Source organism: Caulobacter sp. ALps2, from assembly GCF_058681635.1.
In genome coordinates this window covers 4,578,471-4,593,770 of the sequence record NZ_CM178743.1, presented here as the reverse complement: position 1 = coordinate 4,593,770, position 15,300 = coordinate 4,578,471, and the positions used below count along the sequence as shown (strand labels likewise).

General features: G+C 69.5%; 18 protein-coding genes. 12 read left to right on the top strand and 6 right to left on the bottom strand.

Annotated elements, in window-relative coordinates:
* Positions 1-57 precede the first annotated feature (57 nt).
* Together ACW173_RS21570 and ACW173_RS21565 are read right to left on the bottom strand one after the other, a co-directional pair.
* Positions 58-357: a helix-turn-helix transcriptional regulator gene (locus tag ACW173_RS21570; protein WP_492082075.1), complete on the bottom strand. Its 300-nt coding sequence runs from the start codon at positions 355-357 to the stop codon at positions 58-60.
* 148 nt (positions 358-505) lie between these two features.
* Positions 506-784 (bottom strand): HU family DNA-binding protein, encoded by a 279-nt coding sequence (locus ACW173_RS21565; RefSeq protein ID WP_492082074.1) that lies wholly within the window; start codon positions 782-784, stop codon positions 506-508.
* A 749-nt stretch (positions 785-1,533) separates the two neighbouring features.
* Between ACW173_RS21565 and ACW173_RS21560 the strand changes: the two genes are divergently transcribed.
* The 5 genes from ACW173_RS21560 (at position 1,534) to ACW173_RS21540 (ending at position 4,914) form a co-directional block, all read left to right on the top strand.
* Positions 1,534-2,145, top strand: a complete 612-nt coding sequence (locus ACW173_RS21560) for a ParB/RepB/Spo0J family partition protein (protein WP_492082073.1) — start codon at positions 1,534-1,536, stop codon at positions 2,143-2,145.
* Entirely contained in the window at positions 2,142-2,969 is an 828-nt protein-coding gene (gene trbG / locus ACW173_RS21555) for a P-type conjugative transfer protein TrbG (RefSeq protein ID WP_492082072.1), read from the top strand. The genes ACW173_RS21560 and trbG overlap by 4 nt, the downstream gene beginning before the upstream one ends.
* A complete protein-coding gene (locus tag ACW173_RS21550; RefSeq protein WP_492082071.1) occupies positions 2,966-4,111 on the top strand; it encodes a TraB/TrbI/VirB10 family type IV secretion system protein in 1,146 nt (381 codons plus the stop codon). The genes trbG and ACW173_RS21550 overlap by 4 nt, the downstream gene beginning before the upstream one ends.
* Positions 4,108-4,329, top strand: a complete 222-nt coding sequence (locus tag ACW173_RS21545) for a DUF2274 domain-containing protein (protein ID WP_099578408.1) — start codon at positions 4,108-4,110, stop codon at positions 4,327-4,329. The genes ACW173_RS21550 and ACW173_RS21545 overlap by 4 nt, the downstream gene beginning before the upstream one ends.
* Before the next feature lie 249 nt (positions 4,330-4,578).
* Complete coding sequence (locus tag ACW173_RS21540; RefSeq protein WP_492082070.1) at positions 4,579-4,914, top strand: hypothetical protein; 336 nt, start codon at positions 4,579-4,581, stop codon at positions 4,912-4,914.
* Between the two features lie 109 nt (positions 4,915-5,023).
* Here ACW173_RS21540 and ACW173_RS21535 read toward each other — a convergent pair whose 3' ends face one another.
* Positions 5,024-5,752, bottom strand: coding sequence for a hypothetical protein (locus tag ACW173_RS21535; protein ID WP_492082069.1), 729 nt, complete (start codon positions 5,750-5,752; stop codon positions 5,024-5,026).
* 229 nt (positions 5,753-5,981) lie between these two features.
* On the opposite strand from ACW173_RS21535, the gene ACW173_RS21530 reads away from it, so the two are divergent.
* A complete protein-coding gene (locus ACW173_RS21530) occupies positions 5,982-6,512 on the top strand; it encodes an antirestriction protein ArdA (RefSeq protein WP_492082068.1) in 531 nt (176 codons plus the stop codon).
* Here the strand turns inward: ACW173_RS21530 and ACW173_RS21525 are convergent.
* A complete protein-coding gene (locus ACW173_RS21525) occupies positions 6,509-6,850 on the bottom strand; it encodes a S1/P1 nuclease (protein ID WP_492082067.1) in 342 nt (113 codons plus the stop codon). The genes ACW173_RS21530 and ACW173_RS21525 overlap by 4 nt on opposite strands.
* Positions 6,851-7,016: 166 nt before the next feature.
* Between ACW173_RS21525 and ACW173_RS21520 the strand changes: the two genes are divergently transcribed.
* Entirely contained in the window at positions 7,017-7,958 is a 942-nt protein-coding gene (locus tag ACW173_RS21520) for an IS481 family transposase (protein WP_492081504.1), read from the top strand.
* 126 nt (positions 7,959-8,084) lie between these two features.
* On the opposite strand, the gene dinB is transcribed toward ACW173_RS21520, so the two are convergent.
* A complete protein-coding gene (dinB, locus tag ACW173_RS21515) occupies positions 8,085-9,209 on the bottom strand; it encodes a DNA polymerase IV (RefSeq protein WP_492082066.1) in 1,125 nt (374 codons plus the stop codon).
* A 71-nt stretch (positions 9,210-9,280) separates the two neighbouring features.
* Complete coding sequence (locus tag ACW173_RS21510; protein ID WP_492082065.1) at positions 9,281-9,685, bottom strand: MerR family transcriptional regulator; 405 nt, start codon at positions 9,683-9,685, stop codon at positions 9,281-9,283.
* A 68-nt stretch (positions 9,686-9,753) separates the two neighbouring features.
* Between ACW173_RS21510 and ACW173_RS21505 the strand changes: the two genes are divergently transcribed.
* The 5 genes from ACW173_RS21505 to ACW173_RS21485 are packed head-to-tail and all read left to right on the top strand — an operon-like array spanning position 9,754 to position 15,298.
* The gene (locus ACW173_RS21505) at positions 9,754-10,410 is read left to right on the top strand and encodes a cation efflux transmembrane domain-containing protein (RefSeq protein ID WP_492082064.1); all 657 of its coding nucleotides are present in this window, start codon (positions 9,754-9,756) and stop codon (positions 10,408-10,410) included.
* Between the two features lie 51 nt (positions 10,411-10,461).
* Positions 10,462-12,420 carry an FTR1 family protein gene (locus ACW173_RS21500; RefSeq protein WP_492082063.1) on the top strand — a complete coding sequence of 653 codons (1,959 nt, stop codon included), beginning with the start codon at positions 10,462-10,464 and terminating at the stop codon, positions 12,418-12,420.
* Positions 12,421-12,467: 47 nt separating this feature from the next.
* Entirely contained in the window at positions 12,468-12,827 is a 360-nt protein-coding gene (locus tag ACW173_RS21495; protein ID WP_099578395.1) for a hypothetical protein, read from the top strand.
* Between the two features lie 54 nt (positions 12,828-12,881).
* Positions 12,882-14,138, top strand: coding sequence for a TolC family protein (locus ACW173_RS21490; protein ID WP_492082062.1), 1,257 nt, complete (start codon positions 12,882-12,884; stop codon positions 14,136-14,138).
* Positions 14,135-15,298: an efflux RND transporter periplasmic adaptor subunit gene (locus ACW173_RS21485; protein WP_492082061.1), complete on the top strand. Its 1,164-nt coding sequence runs from the start codon at positions 14,135-14,137 to the stop codon at positions 15,296-15,298. Before ACW173_RS21490 ends, ACW173_RS21485 begins: the two co-directional genes overlap by 4 nt.
* The last annotated feature ends 2 nt before the right edge of the window (positions 15,299-15,300 follow it).

The window sequence follows — 15,300 nt, the reverse complement described above, 5'->3', positions numbered from 1 at the left end:
GCCGCCCCGACCCTCTCGGTGTAAACGAGAGGGTCGGGGCAAGGCGGGGCGATTAGGTCAGCGATTTCGCACCGGCCTGGTCTTGCGATCGCGGACATCGGGCAGGGGCGCGCGCTCTTGGATCCCCTCCTGAGCCTGGCGCTTGCGCTCGGCCAGCCAGGTCTCGACCTCCGTCAGATCCCAGACCACGCAGCGGCGGGTCAGGGCGAAGCGGCGGGGGAACTCGCCGCGCCGCTCCATCTCGTAGATGGTCGTGTCGGCCAGCGGGACGATCTTGTGGAGTTGGGCGCGGCGGATCGCACGCAGGGGCGGGCCGTCGGCGGTCCGGGCTTTGTCAGGGGATGGGGTTTGGGTCATGGCGTCCTCACGCCGTGACCCTGCTGCGCCGCCGATAGATCGCGCAACCGACAAGCGGCGATCGGCGCGGGCCGGAAATCAAAGGCAACAAGACGGCGGGGCGACGCGACCGCGGTCCGTTCGGGACCTGGGTCGCGCCGCCGTAGCGTCAGCCGTTGACGGCGTCTTTCAGCTGCTTGGCGGCCGTGAAGGCGACCTTCTTGGAGGCGGCGATCTCGATCGCGGCGCCCGTCGAGGGGTTGCGGCCGGTGCGGGCCGGCTTGGCCTGGACCTTGAACTTGCCAAAGCCCGGGATCGAGATCTCCTCGCCCTTCACGGCGGCTTCGGTCAGCGCCTTGAAGACCCCGTCGATCAGGGTCTTGGCTTGGCTCTTGGTCAGTTTGGGTTCGGCGGCCACGGCCGCATCGATCAGGTCCGAAACGTTCATCAGCACTGTCCTTGTTGAGAATCGAAGCCGAACCCTGCTGCGAGCGCAGCAGATTGTCACGCGCCGCCGGCCGTTCGGGCTGGATGGTTCGAGGGGACCCCGTATTTCTCCGGTATTGCGCGGTCACGGATCCTGCGCCAGATTTGCCTCCGTCGCCGGTTGCGTGAGAACGGCCGGTGACAGGCCCGGCGGCGTGAGAAACGTCGGGCCACCCCCGAGGACCCACGATCCGGCGGGTAGCGGCCTCGCTTGAAGAGGGTCCGCTCGCCCGCTTGCGCGGTCGGCTTCCCCAATATCGAGAGCAGCCGGCGGTCACGCTCGGTCCCGCGGCTTTCGCCGCTCCCTCGGGCGCGACGCCTGGGGGGCAGGCCCCAGTAGAGAAGAATGGGGCCTGCCGCCGGCCGCTCGACGCCGCTTCCCGCCCCGCGCATGCGCGGGCTCCTAGCAGTCTTCATTTTGCATAAGAGACGGCCGCCGGCGCGGCCTGGGGCATTTGTCTGGCCGCTCCGCGGGCTTGTCCTTCTGGCCGCTCCCGCGGCCGGTGGCTTAGGGCTCCGCCCCCAGCGCGCTACGGACCGGCTTCCGCCCAGCTTCGGTCGTCTCGACAATTTGGCGACAGCGGCAGTCGACGCCCTGCAGCCGGGTCCCCGCGAAGCCGGCCACTCCGCTTCACCCCCGGTCTCGCCGACGGGCGTCGGGGTCAGGCGCGCTTTTTGCGCCTGAACCCCGAGCCCCCAAAGGAGGCCATCATGTCCCTGCAAACCCAAACCCCGACGAACCCCGGCCGAGCGCCGGTGCAGTCCGGCGACGTGCATGAGATCGCCCTCAACAAGCTGAAAGCCTCGCCGCGCAATGCGCGGCGCGTCGGCCATACGGCCGACGATGTCGAGGCCCGCGCCGCGTCCATCCGCGTCAAGGGCCTGCTCCAACCCCTGGTGGTCGAACCCGAGGTCAAGGAGGGCGGCCAGGAGAGCGGCTATTACCTCGTCACCATCGGCGAAGGCCGCCGTCAGGCCCTCAAACTGCTGGCCAAGCGCAAGCTGATCGGCAAGGCCGAGCTTGTGCGATGCGTGGTGGATACGCGGAACGACCCCGCCGAGATTTCTCTCGATGAAAACGTTTCGCGCCGCGACATGCACCCCGCCGACCAGTTCGAGGCCTTCAAGGACCTTGCCGACCGCAAGGGCTACGGGGCCGAGGAGATCGGCGCGCGGTTCGGGGTCTCGCCGCAGATCGTGCGTCAGCGCTTGCGCCTGGGCTCGGTCGCCCCGGCGCTGCTGGACCTCTATCGCGAGGACGCCCTGACGCTGGAACAGATGATGGCCTTCGCCGTCGCCTGGTCGCGGGAGTACGGCGCATGATCCGGCCGCTTTTGATCGCCTCGCTCGGCGCGAGCCTGACCGCCGGCTTGGGCGGGTCGGCCTTGGCCGCGCGAACCGCGCCCGCGCCCCAGACAGTGGCCGACGTCGAGTTCCTTTATGGCGAACGCGGCGTTTTCGACATCGTGGCCGCGCCAGGACGGATCACCGATCTGGTCCTCGAAGCCGGAGAGGCCCTGGTCGACACCAATCCGATCGCGGCGGGGGACACGCTGCGCTGGGTGATCGGCAACACCACCAGCGGGGAGGGCGCGGCGCGCCGCGTCCACATCCTGGTCAAACCGGTGCAGGGCGGGCTGTCGACCAACCTGATCATCAACACCAATCGCCGCACCTATCATCTGGACCTGCGGGCCTCGGAGCGCGCTTTCCTGTCCCAGGTGCGGTGGCGCTACCCGGCGGCGGCGCCGGGCGCCCAGGACAAGCCGGCCGCCGCGCCCGTCGCGGCGGTCGTCGCAATCGCGTCGGGCGCCGGCGCGCCGACGGCGGCGGCCCTGGCCGCCGCGCCGCTCAATCGGGCCTATCGGATCAAGGGCGCGGCGGCCTGGCGGCCCACCGGGGTCTTCGACGATGGGGTGCGAACCTATGTCGAGTTTGGACCGGGCGTCGTGCTCGCCGATCTGCCGCCGCTGTTCCTGGTCGGCGCGGACGGCAAGAGCTCCGAACTGGTCAACTATCGCGTCGAGGGCCGGCGGCTGGTGGTCGATCGCCTATTCGACCGCGCCGAGCTGCGTCTCGGGCTCAAGCGCTGGGAGCGTCGGGTGCGTCTCGAGCGAGTTTCCGCGGCCCAGGAGATCGGACGATGAACGAGACGATCGAACAGGAGCAACAGGCCATCGCCAAGGACCTTCGGCTGCGTGGGTCGGCCCGGTCGGTGACCCAGGTGTCGCGCAAGGCCTTGGTGGTCACCGGCGCGGTCCTGGCGGCCGGCGTGGCCGGGGCCTTGGCCTGGTCGCTACGCGACCACGATCGCGCGCCGCCCAGCCGTGTCGTGACGCAGGTCGCCTCGCCCCCCGAACAGGTCACGGGCCTGCCCAAGGACTATCTCAAACGCGGCGACACGCCGGTCCTGGGACCGCCGTTGCCCGGCGACCTTGGCCGTCCCATCCTCAGCGCCCAGCGCGCCCGTGAGGCCGCCGGCGCCGGTGGCGGTCCGCCGCCGCCGCGGCCGAGCGCGTTCGAGGCTCAGTCGCCCTCTAGCGCCCGTCCCGCGCCGCGGCCCAATCCGGTCATCGCCGCGCGTCAGGCCGCCCGGGCCAGCGCCTTGTTCGCGGCCGCCACGCCGTTGCCGTCGGCGCCGGTCGCGTCGGTCGTCGCCTCCAGAGCCGACGATCCGCGAACGACCAGCCCCGAGCGGCTGCAGGCGCCAGCCTCGCCCTACCTCCTGCAAGCCGGGTCGATCATCGCCGCCGCCCTTGTCACCGGATTGCGATCGGACGCCAGCGGTCTGGCCATCGCCCAGGTCAGCCAGGACGTCTTTGACAGCCTGGGCGGTCATCACCTTCTCATTCCTGCGGGCGCCCGCCTGATCGGCGACTACGAAACCACGACCAAGGCCGGGCAGAGCCGGCTGGCGGTGATCTGGACGCGCCTGATCCTGCCGTCGGGACGCTCGATCGTCCTGGACAAGCTGCCGGCCGCCGACGCCCAAGGCATGGCCGGCTTGCAAGACGGTGTCGATCGCCATGGCCGGGCGGTGCTCGCCGCCGCCGCGCTCAGCACCGTGCTGGCGATCGGCGCTGAGGCTGGGCAATCCAGCGATGGCGGCGACCTTGAACGGGCGATCCGCCGCGGCGCCAGTCAGTCGGTCAGCGATGTCGGCCAGCAGGCCGTGGGCCGGAGCCTGACCTTGACCCCGACCCTGACGATCCGGCCCGGCGCGCCGCTCCGCGTTCTGCTGTCGCGGGATCTGGTGCTCGAACCCTACAACGAGGAGACGCGACCATGAGCAAGCTGAAGCTGGGGCCGCTCGAAGACGACCTGCCGGTCAAGATCACGGTCGACCTTCCGGCCGCGGTGCATCGCGACCTGGCCGACTACGCAAAGGCCCTGGCCGCCGAGACCGGGGGGAAGGTCGCCGAGCCGGTCAAGCTGATCGCTCCGATGCTGGCGCGGTTCATGGCCACTGACCGCGGGTTCGCGCGTGGCCGAAAGCGCAACGACTGACAGCGTCTAGGGCGCCTTGGCCAGGCCTTTGGATTCGCTTCGGGGTCGGAGACGGGACAAGCCGGGCAGAGCGCCGACGATCAAGCGCGGACAGGCCCGGCGCCAGTCGCGCCTGGTTCCAGGGCCTGCATTGAGCCATCGCCGTTGCGGTGCGTCTGGCGCCGGATCCCTGAGACAGGCCGCGTTTGGTAGGGCGCCGACTCATGATTTCGTCCGTCCGCGATCGAAGTTGACCTGGGAGACGCGCCGATGAGCCCTGAAGCCTTTGCCGCGATCGGCGCCGGATTGGCCATGGTCAAGTCCAAGGCCGTGATGGGCGCGGTGCGCCTGGCCGTCCACGGCAAGGTTTTCGCCACGGTCGGCTGGCCTGGGGCCGACTGGGCCGTCGTCAAGCTGTCTCCCCCGGACCAGGCTCAGTTGATCGAAGTCTCGAGCGCGCTTGAGGCGGAGTCAGGGCGACGCGGGTCCAGGGGCGTGACCCTCGTGCGTCTGGCCGTGCTCAGCGAAGCGGTCGCCAATCGTGTGCTGATCGCCGCCTGGCAGTCGGCGATGTCTTCGCCGGCGCCGTTGTCCAAGACGGGTTAAGCCGGATCGCGGCCTGTCAGGGGCCGCCAAGCCCGTCGATTTCGATCAAGCCGCGCCGTGATCAAGCTGGTCGGGGCGCGCGTGTCTTGCTCACCCCATCGAATGCGGTTCACCGCGGCGATTTTGGATCATCCTCCACGCTGAGCGTGGGCCAGGACCAAGCGTGCTCGACATTGGCGTCGAGCCATTCAGCCCAAGCCTCGATCTCGCCAATGGCCGCCCAAAGCGTTTCACGGGAGATCCGCAAGGGCGGGGCCAAATAGGACCCAAAGAGATCGTCGCGCGGAACCCAGGCCTGGACCTCCGCGGGGCGGGCGAAGAACGGCAAGGGGTGCTTGTCGAGTGTCTTGCGATCGTGCCGCGCGCGCATGGAGAGCAGGCTGTCGCCGTGCTGGCTGCGATTACGCGCCAGCACGACCTGGTCGATGATGTCGAAGCGGACGGCGCACTGGCTCCATCGCGGGCCGAAGATGTCGGAGAAGGCGGCGCGATAGGCGGCGACAAAGCCTTCGCGCGCGGCCAGCTTGTCTTCGTGCTTGTCGAAAGCGAACCGAAATTCGCGCTGGCGCCAGGTGTTCAGATAGAGCTTCAGGCTGTCGGCCAGCAGCGATACGCAGGTCTGGCCGATCAGCGCGATCGCGATCTCAGCGCCCTCCCATTCGGCTTGATACAGGGGCTCGCCGTCTTCTGGATCGCCGTAGGGCTCGAACGGTGAGGTTCCTGCATCGATGCGCTCGTGGATGTCGACGAACGGTTTGGCGGCCTTGTCGAAATAGTAGCGGATGAAAGTGGTGCGATCTTTGAGGAAGTAGGTCGTCTCGCTTTCGGCGGGCCGCATCAACCGTCTCCCTGGAGGTCAGCGCGTACACTGGCATTTCCTGCGGACAGCGTCGCTCGCAAGGCTTGGGGCTCCGCCCCTGGCGCGCTTCGGATCGTCTTCCGCCCAGCTTCGGCCGGCTTTGCCGGCCTGCCAGCCGGGTCCCCGCGAAGCCGCCCCTCCGCTTGCACCCCCGGTCTCGCCGACGGGCAAGGGTTCATGCTGAACCCCTGCTATGAGGATGAAGATCATGGGACAAGCCACTGAAAAGCTGGAACCCCGCATCTATGTCGCCTGCCTGGCCGCCTATAACAACGGCTGGCCGCATGGCGCCTGGATTGATGTCGAGGATGACGCCGACGCCGTTCGCGACGCCATCAACGCCATGCTGAAGGCCTCGCCCGTGTCGGCCGCCGAGGAGTACGCCATTCACGATCATGAGGGCTTTGGCGGGGTGGAGATCGCCGAATATGCCGGGGTCGACAAGGTGGTCCGGATCGCGAGTTTCCTACGCCAGCGCGGGAGCCTGGGCGCCTTGGTGCTGGAGCACTTCTGCGGCGACCTGGACGCGGCGGCGGGCGCGCTGGACGAGGATTATCGCGGCGTCTTCGAGAGCCTCGCCGACTGCTACCAGGACATGACCGAGGAGACCCTGACCATTCCAGAGGCCTTGCGCCTCTATATCGATTGGGAGGCCATGGGGCGGGACGCGCGGTTGAACGGCGAGGTCTTCACCGTGGAGACCGCCCACGACGAGGTCCATGTGTTCTGGTCTCGTTAGGGCCGCCCGTTGCTGGCCGGCGTGGCGCTGGCCGGAAAGCCGAAGCAGGCCCCCGTCAGATCCGGATGTTCCAACTCGATATCGACGAAGTGCCATTCCGTCGTCTCCCGATGATCCTTGCGCCAGGCGTCGGCCCAGGAGGCGCGTGCGCCCAGGTCTGGGTTCGTCAGGGCGTCGGTGTCGGCCGCCAGCAGGGCGTCCACGGCGGCGGCGGCCTTGGGCGTGAGATAGCCCCGGGCGATCTGGGCGACCACGGCGTGGCCCTCGCGGCCCCAGGCCAGGGCGGCGTTGGGGGCGGCGAGGAGGAGCAGGGCGCAGAGCAGGGCCAGACGACGCACGAGACGGTTCCTTCGCGGATGAGGGCTGGTCATGCCCGCGCGGTCAGGACGCGGCAAGACGCGCGACGGGCAGGCCTAGCTGTCGAAGCTATGAAGGTTGTTCACCCGGGGTCGGGCTGAGAAGCTGGGGTTGCGACGCTCCAACCTCCAAGCCGGGAGACCCCGGATGAACATGCACAAGAATGCTCGGCTGACGCCTGTTGGTCGAGCCCTGATGATTTTCCGCATCGAACACCAGGGCTGGTCGGTGGCGCGGGCCGCCGAGGCCTCGGGTGTTTCCCGGCGCACGGCCAGCAAGTGGCTGCAGCGGCATCGGCGGGGCGGCGAGCGAAGGCATCACGACCGCAGCTCGGCGCCGCGCCGATGTCCGCGCAAGACGCCGGCCGGGGTGGTCGAGCAGATCGGGGTGCTGCGCCGCCAGCGGATGACTGGTCCGGCCATCGCCCAGGCCCTGGGCCTGGCCCGCTCGACGGTAGGCTTGATCCTGCGGCGACTGGGCCTGGGCAAGCTGACGGCCCTGGATCCGAAGGTCCCGATCGTCCGCTACGAACGCGCCGCGCCCGGCGAGATGATCCACCTGGACATCAAGAAGCTGGGCAAGTTCAACACCCAGGGCCACCGCGTCACCGGCGACCCTCGCCTGGGCCGCTCGCGCAAGGCCGGCTGGGACTTCCTGCACGTCTGCGTCGATGACGCCTCGCGCCTGGCCTATACCGAGGTCCTGCCGTCCGAAGGCCAGCACGATACGACCGCCTTCCTCCAACGCGCCCTGGCCTGGCTCGCCCGCCACGGCGTCACCGTCCAGCGGGTGATGACCGACAACGGCTCGGCCTATCGCTCCAAGCTGTTCGCCAAGGCCCTCCAGGCCGCCGGCGCCAGGCACGTGCGAACCCGGCCCTACACCCCTCGCACCAACGGCAAGGCCGAGCGCTTCATCCAAACCAGCCTGCGCGAGTGGGCCTATGGCCGGCCCTACGCCTGCTCGGACGACCGCGCCAAGGCCATCAAGCCCTGGACGGACGCCTACAACCTCAAGCGTCCACACGCCGGCATCAAAGGCCTCACCCCCTGGCAGCGTGTGAACAACCTTCTTGGAAACGACACCTAGCGCAGCCAGCGCGCCGCCATCACGGCCGCCGCCACGACCAAGGTCGCCAGCCCGGCAAGGCTGGCCCAGCCGGCGGTCGTCAGCAGTTTAGTGGTCGGGCGGCGTCGAGGCGGCATGGGGCGAGCCTTAGGCGAAGTGGACGGCGCGCGCCAGCGTCGGCGCGGCGAGAGGGCTGTCCAGGCCCAGGCCCAATTGCTCGTCCTTCAGCGTTATCGCCTGGTCGAAGTTGGACAAGGTGACGCCGACCAGGCGAATGCCCAGGCGCGGCGGATAGACCGAGCGGACCAAGTCCAGGCTCGCGCGGCGCAAGGTCGCGCGGTCAGCGACGGGCGAGGGAAGGGAGCGGCTGCGGGTGGCCTGCTGGAAGTCGGCCCATTTGATCTTCACGGTGACCGTGCGGGCGCGTGCGCCGGTCTTCTCGCACCACGCCCAGACATCGTCGGCCATGGCCAGGACGCCCGCTTCGATCAGTTCGGGCGCGGTGTGGTCCTGGTCGAAGGTCGTCTCAGAGCCGGACGATTTGCGCACCCGGTCCGGATTGACCTGACGCTGATCCTCGCCGCGGGCGATGGCGTAGTACCAGGACCCCGACTTGCCGAAATGATGCTGCAGAAAGGCCAGGGTCTGGCGGTGCAGGTCCTCGCCGGTGTGGATGCCCAGCCGCTTCATCTTGGCTTCGGTGACCGCGCCGACCCCGTGGAAACGGCCGATCGGCAGACCCTGCACGAAGGCCTCGCCCTTGCCGGGCGGGACGACGAACTGGCCGTTGGGCTTGCGTTGATCCGAGGCCAGCTTGGCCAGGAACTTGTTGTAGGAAATCCCCGCCGAGGCGTTCAGGCCGGTCTCGGCCAGGATCCGAGCCCGGATTTCCAGGGCGGTGTCGGTGGCGGTGGTCAGGCCCCGTCTATTCAAGGTGACGTCAAGATAGGCTTCGTCCAGCGACAGCGGCTCGATCAGGTCGGTGTAGTCGGCGAAGATCGCGTGGATCTGGCGCGAGACGGCCTTGTAGACCTCGAAGCGCGGCGGCACGAAAACCAGCTGCGGACACAGGCGTAGCGCCGTGGTCGAGGGCATGGCCGAGCGGACGCCGAAGGCGCGCGCCTCGTAGCTGGCGGCGGCGACCACGCCGCGTCTGGCCCCGTGGCCCACCGCCAGCGGGCGCCCCTTCAGGCTGGGGTCGTCACGCTGTTCGACCGACGCAAAGAAGGCGTCCATGTCGATATGGATGATCTTGCGCGGTTCCGACTCCATCAACGAACAGCTTAGCAGGGTGGGAACGAAACGGAAACATCGCGTAACGTCGCGGCGCTAGCCGCTGGCCTTCAGGCGGCCGCCTGTCCGGCCAACGCTTCGATGACCCGGCAGTCGGCGGCTCGGCCGTCGCAGGTCGCCTCGACCATCCGCCGCAGTTCGCCGCGCAAGGTCTCCAGTTGGGCGATCTTGGCCTCGACGTCGCCAAGCTGGCGGGTAGCCAGCAGGTTGGCCTCGCCGCAAGGGCGTTCGGGGTGATCGGAAAGATCCAGCAGATTGCGGATCGCTTCGACCGAGAAACCAAGCTGCCGGGCATGGCGGATGAAGGCCAGGCGGCGGACGGCGGCGGCGTCATAGACGCGCCGGTCGTTGGCGGTCCGGATCGGTTCCGGCAGCAGACCGATCTCCTCGTAGAATCGGATGGTCGGGACCTTGACGTCCGAGGCCTTGGCCAGTTGGCCGATCGATAGGGTCATGGGATTTTCCTCGCCCGACGCAAATAGGCCCTTGATCCTCTAGTGGCTAGAGGATGCACGGTGGCGTCATGAGCGACTCTTGTTCCAGCAAGCCGGTCGCCTCGGGCTGTGGTTGCGGCGCCGAGGTGAAGTTCGACGGCGCTACCCCAGCCTATCGCCGCGCCCTGGCGTGGGTGATCGCGATCAATCTGGTCGGCTTTGTCGTGGTGCTGATTGGTGGCCTGATCCAGGGCTCGGCCGCCTTGTCGGCCAACGCCCTGGACTTCCTGGCCGACAGCGCCACCTACGCCATCAGCCTGTGGGCCATCGGCCGCTCGGTCGCCGTTCGCACGGGCGCGGCGCTGTTCAAGGGCGTCAGCCTTGGCCTGGTCGCCCTGTCCGTCGCCGGTTTCGCGGCCTGGCGCGCCTGGAGCGGCGCGGCGCCGTCCGGTGAGGCGATCTCGGCCCTAGGGCTGTTTGGCGCCCTGGCCAATCTGGTCGCCGCAGGGCTCCTGGTTCGCTACCGCGACGGCGACGCCAACGTCCGTTCGGTGTGGCTCTGCACGCGCAACGATCTGATCCAGTGCCTGGCCGTCGCCGCCACCGGCGTTCTGGTCTGGCTGACCGGCTCGCGCTGGCCCGACCTGATCGTGGGCGTGCTCCTGGCTGGGGTCTTCCTCATGTCCGCCTACCAGATCATCCGCCAAGCCCTCGACGAACACCGCGCCGACCTCGCGACCTCCTGACACATGCTCAAGCTCTTGCCACATGCGCCGCCTTGCGCCCATGGATTGATAATGATTACTGATCTCAAGGGCCGCTTGGCCTCGATGTTTGCCGGTCTGTTGGCGGTCCTGGTTTTCGCGGTCGCGCCGATGGCCCATGCCCAGGAGGCGACCTCGTCCCAGACCGCCTGGCGGCTGCTGGACTACCTGTCGGTTGACTACGCCGGGGCGGTCAAGGACGGCAAGGTCATCAGTCCGTCCGAATATGCCGAGATGAACGAGTTTGCCGGCCAAGTGCGCGAGCGCATCGCCGGCCTACCGGCCACCAAAGCCCAGCCCGCCCTGGTGTCCAAGGCCGAAAGCTTGCAAGCCGCGATCGCCGCCAAGCAGGCGCCCGATGTCGTCTCGGCCAAGGCCCACGCCCTGGCCAACGCTCTGCTGGCCACCTATCCGACGCCCCTGGCTCCGACCCGGGCGCCGGACCTGGCGCGCGGCGCGGCGCTCTATGCCGAGAACTGCTCGGCCTGCCATGGCGAGACCGGCAAGGCCGACGGTCCCAATGCGGCGGGTCTGGATCCGCCGCCGATCGCCTTCGCCGACGCCGAAAGGGCGCGCCAGCGCAGCGTCTTTGGCCTCTACCAGGTGATCCAGCAGGGTCTCGACGGCACGGCCATGGCCAGCTACGCCCACCTGCCGTCCGACGATCGCTGGGACCTGGCCTTCTATGTCGGGCGCTTTGCGTTCAGCGACGCCGAGGCCGCCGAGGGCGAGAAACTCTGGAACGGAGACGCCGCCGTGCGCGCCCATTTCGCCAATCTCCAGGCCCTGACCCAGGAGACGCCCGGCGCCCTGGCCAAGACCATTGGCGAGACCAGGGCGCGCGCCCTGACCGCCTATCTGCGCCGCCACCCGGAGGTCGTCACCCGCAAGGACGGCGGCTCGCTCGAAGTGGCCCACCAGAAGCTGGCCGCCAGCCTCAAGGCCTATGAGGCCGGCGACCGCAAGGCCGCCGCCGACCTGGCCCTAGCCGCCTATCTCGACGGCTTCGAGCCTGTCGAACCGATCCTGGGCGCGCGCGACCCGGCCCTGATGCGGCGCATCGAGGGCGCGATGGGCGATGTGCGTGGTGCGATCGGCAAGGCCGCGCCGGCCAGCGAGGTCCGCAGCCAGATCGAGCGCCTGGACGCCCTGTTCGCCACCGCCGGTCGGGCCCTGGCGCCGGAGAAGGCCAGCCGCCTGTCGAGCTTCGCCGGCGCCTTCACCATCCTGCTGCGCGAGGGTCTGGAGGCCCTGCTGATCGTGGTCGCCATGATCGCCTTCCTGCGCAAGGCCGAGCGAACCGATGTCCTGCCTTACGTCCACGGCGGCTGGATCGCGGCCTTGGCGGCCGGCGGCCTGACCTGGGCGGCGGCGACCTTCTTCATCTCGATCAGCGGCGCCAGCCGCGAACTGACCGAAGGGTTTGGCTCGGTGATCGCCGCGGCGGTGCTGATCTCGGTGGGCCTATGGATGCACGGCAAGGCCCAGGCCGACGCCTGGCAGGTCTATATCCGCGAGAAGCTCTCCCACGCGCTCTCCAAGCAGTCGGCCTGGTTCCTGTTTCTGCTGGCCTTCATCGTCGTCTATCGCGAGGTCTTCGAGACGATCCTGTTCCTGACCGCGCTCTGGACCCAGAGCGGCGCGACGGCCGTGCTGTCGGGGGTGGCCCTGGCCGTCGTCGTGCTGGCCATCATCGCCTGGGCCATGCTGCGGTTCTCCAGGCGCCTGCCGATCGGCCAGTTCTTCGAATACAGCGCCAGCCTGATGGCGATCCTGGCGGTCGTCCTGGCCGGCAAGGGCGTCGCGGCGCTGCAGGAGGCAGGCCTTCTGGACCTGCATCCACTGGCCCTGCCGCGCATCGAGCTGCTGGGCTTCTTCCCCACGATAGAGGGGGGCGCGGCCCAGGCGCTGACGCTGGCGATCCTGGTCATCGGGTTCTGGTGGTCACGGCGTGGGGCGAGCGCGGCCGGGCAGGCAGGCGACCCAGCGTGATCTTGTAACGCATTCACGGATCGATCCTCGAAGGCTATAGGGCGAGCATGAAGCAGCTGAGAACATGGTGGCGCGGCGTGGGAGGGCTCCTGTTGCCCTGCCTGCTGGCGCTCATGGTTCTCTCGCCGACGATCGACGCCGCGGTCTGCTTTGGCGACAGCGGCGTGGCTTCCGCGCCGGTCGCCGAGGTCGCCTCCGTGGCCAAGCCGGACTCCAAGCCGGCCGATCGCCATGACGGCGGGGATGTCTGCCAGCACGGGCACTGTCACCACAGTGCGCCGATGTTGATCGCCCAACTGGACAGTGAGCCGGTGCGTCCCTTGCGCCAGACCTTGCATCCGACCCTCAACGCTAGCCCCGCGCCGTCCCTTGCCCCGGCCGGCCCCGAACGTCCTCCACGCGCCTGACGGACTGCGCGCGATTTCGCGCGCGCTCTTTTCCGTCACATCGCGAGGATTCTCATGTCATCGACTCGATGGCCGCTCCGTGCGGCCTTGGCCTGCGCCGCCGCGGGAGCGCTTTGCGCCGCGCCGGCTTATGCCGACCCGGCGCCCCCGTTCGCCGAACTCCTGCGGCGGGCCCAGTCCGCCGCCCCCCGTCTGGCCGAAAGCCGCGCGGACGTCGCCCAATCCGAAGGCCTGGCCCGCCAGGCCGGAGCCCGTCCCAACCCGACGCTCAGCCTCAATGTCGAGAACTTCGGCGGATCGGGCCCGTTCAAGGGCGGCGACGCCGCCGAAAGCACTGCCGCGTTCGAACAGGCGCTGGAACTGGGCGGCAAGCGTCCGGCCCGCATCGCCGCCGGTCGCGCCGAACTCGAAGCGGCCCGCGCCAAGGCCGCCCAAGCCCAGGGCGATTACGCGTTCGACCTAGCCGCCGCCTACGCCCAGGCCGAAGCCGCCGATCTGCGGCTGAAGCTGGCCGGCGACGCCATCGTCCTGGCCGAGGAGGACCTTCGTGTCACCCGCGCCCTGGTCGAGGCCGGCAAGGAGGCCGACCTGCGCAGTCTCCAGGCCCAGTCGGTGATCGAAGCGGCCCGCGCTCAGTTGGGCGAGGCCCGGGCCGAACGCGCCAGCGCCTTCGCCAAGCTGACAGCCCTGGCCGGCGGCGACCTGTCGATCACCTCGATCGCTGTCAGCCTCCTGGCTCATGCCGACCGGATGGAGCCCTTGCCGGTTGTGGATCCGATCGCCACGCCGCCCTATCTGGCGGCGCGGGCCGAGCGGGAGGCGGCCGCGCGCCGGGTTCGGGTCGAACAGACCCGCGCCGCGCCGGACGTCTCGGTGTCGCTGGGCGTTCGCCGCCTGGCGGGCGATGACGCCACGGCCCTGGTCGCTGGCGTCTCGGCGCCGTTCCCGATCTTCGACCGCAACAAGGGCAACATCTCCGCCTCGCAAGCGGCCCTGGTCGCCGCCGACGCCCGCCTCAACGCCGCGCGTCTCGACGCCCAGGCTGAGATCGCCTCGGCCCTGGCCAAGGCGGACGCCGCCCAGATCCGGGTCGGGGCCAGCCGGCAGGCCGAGGCGACCGCCACCGAGGCCTATCGCCTGACCCGGCTGGGCTACGAAGGCGGCAAGCTGCCGCTGGTCGAAGTCCTCAACGCCCGTCGCGCGCTGATCGACGCTCGCGACCAGATTCTCAACGCCCGGCTCGAGCGGCTCACCGCCGAAGCCGGCCTCGCGCGCCTGCAGGGCGCCGCGCCGTTTGGAGACCAACCATGAAGTCCTCTTCCATGCCGCTCTATGGCGGCGTCGCCGCAGCCGTGCTGATCGCCGGCGTCGGCGGGTTTGGCCTGGCCAAGCTCACCCAAAAGGCTCCGGCGGCTCCGGCCGCCCAAGCGCCCGCGGCCGCCGAGGGTCATGTCGACCAGGTCGTGCTGAAGCCCGAGGCGATTACCTCGGCCGGCATCCTGACCGAGACCGTCGCGGCCGGCGGTCTTTCGGCCGAGATCCTGGCGCAGGGGGCGGTCACGGCCTCGCCCAGCGGCCAGGCGGTCCTGACCGCCCGGGCCGGGGGCGCGGTCACCCGCATCTTCAAGCGCCTAGGCGACCCGGTGCGCGCGGGGGAGACCCTGGCGATCGTCGAAAGCGGCGACGCGGCCCAGATCGCCGCCGACCGCACCGCAGCCGGCGCTAAGGCGACCCTGGCCCAGAAGACCCTGGCCCGCGAGAAGTCGCTCTACGACCAGCGCATCTCACCGCGCCAGGACTATGAGCAAGCGCAGGCCGAAGCGGCCGCCGCCAACGCCGAAGCGCGCCGCGCACAGGTCGCCGCCGGCGCCGCGCGGGTCACGGCCGATGGCCGGGGCGTCATGGTCACCAGTCCGATCGCCGGCCGCGTCACCGCCGCGTCGGTCAGCCTGGGCGCCTTCGTCGAACCCCAGACCGAACTCTTCCGGGTCGCCGATCCGCGCCAGATCCAGATCGAGGCCTCGGTCACCGGACCCGACGCTCAGCGTATCGCGCCCGGCGACCGCGCCGTCCTCGAATTGACGGATGGTCGCACGCTCAACGTCGCGGTCCGCTCGATCACGCCCGGCCTCAACGCCGAAACCCGCGCCGCCACGGTGGTGCTGACCTTGCCGGAGGGCGCCAGCATCCTGCAGCCGGGCCAGACCTTGCGGGTTCGCATCCTGCCGGCCCGCGCGTCGGGGACCGGCGGCATCGTCGTGCCCGAGGAGGCGGTCCAGACCCTGGAAGGCAAGGACGTGGTCTTCGTCCGCACCGCCCAGGGCTTCAAGGCGGCACCCGTTCAGGTCGGGGCGCGCAGCGCCGGCCGCGTGGAGATCCTCGGCGGTCTTTCGGCCGGCCAGAAGGTCGCCACCAAGAACGCCTTCCTGCTCAAGGCCGAACTCGGCAAGGGTAGCGGGGAGGAAGAATAGTC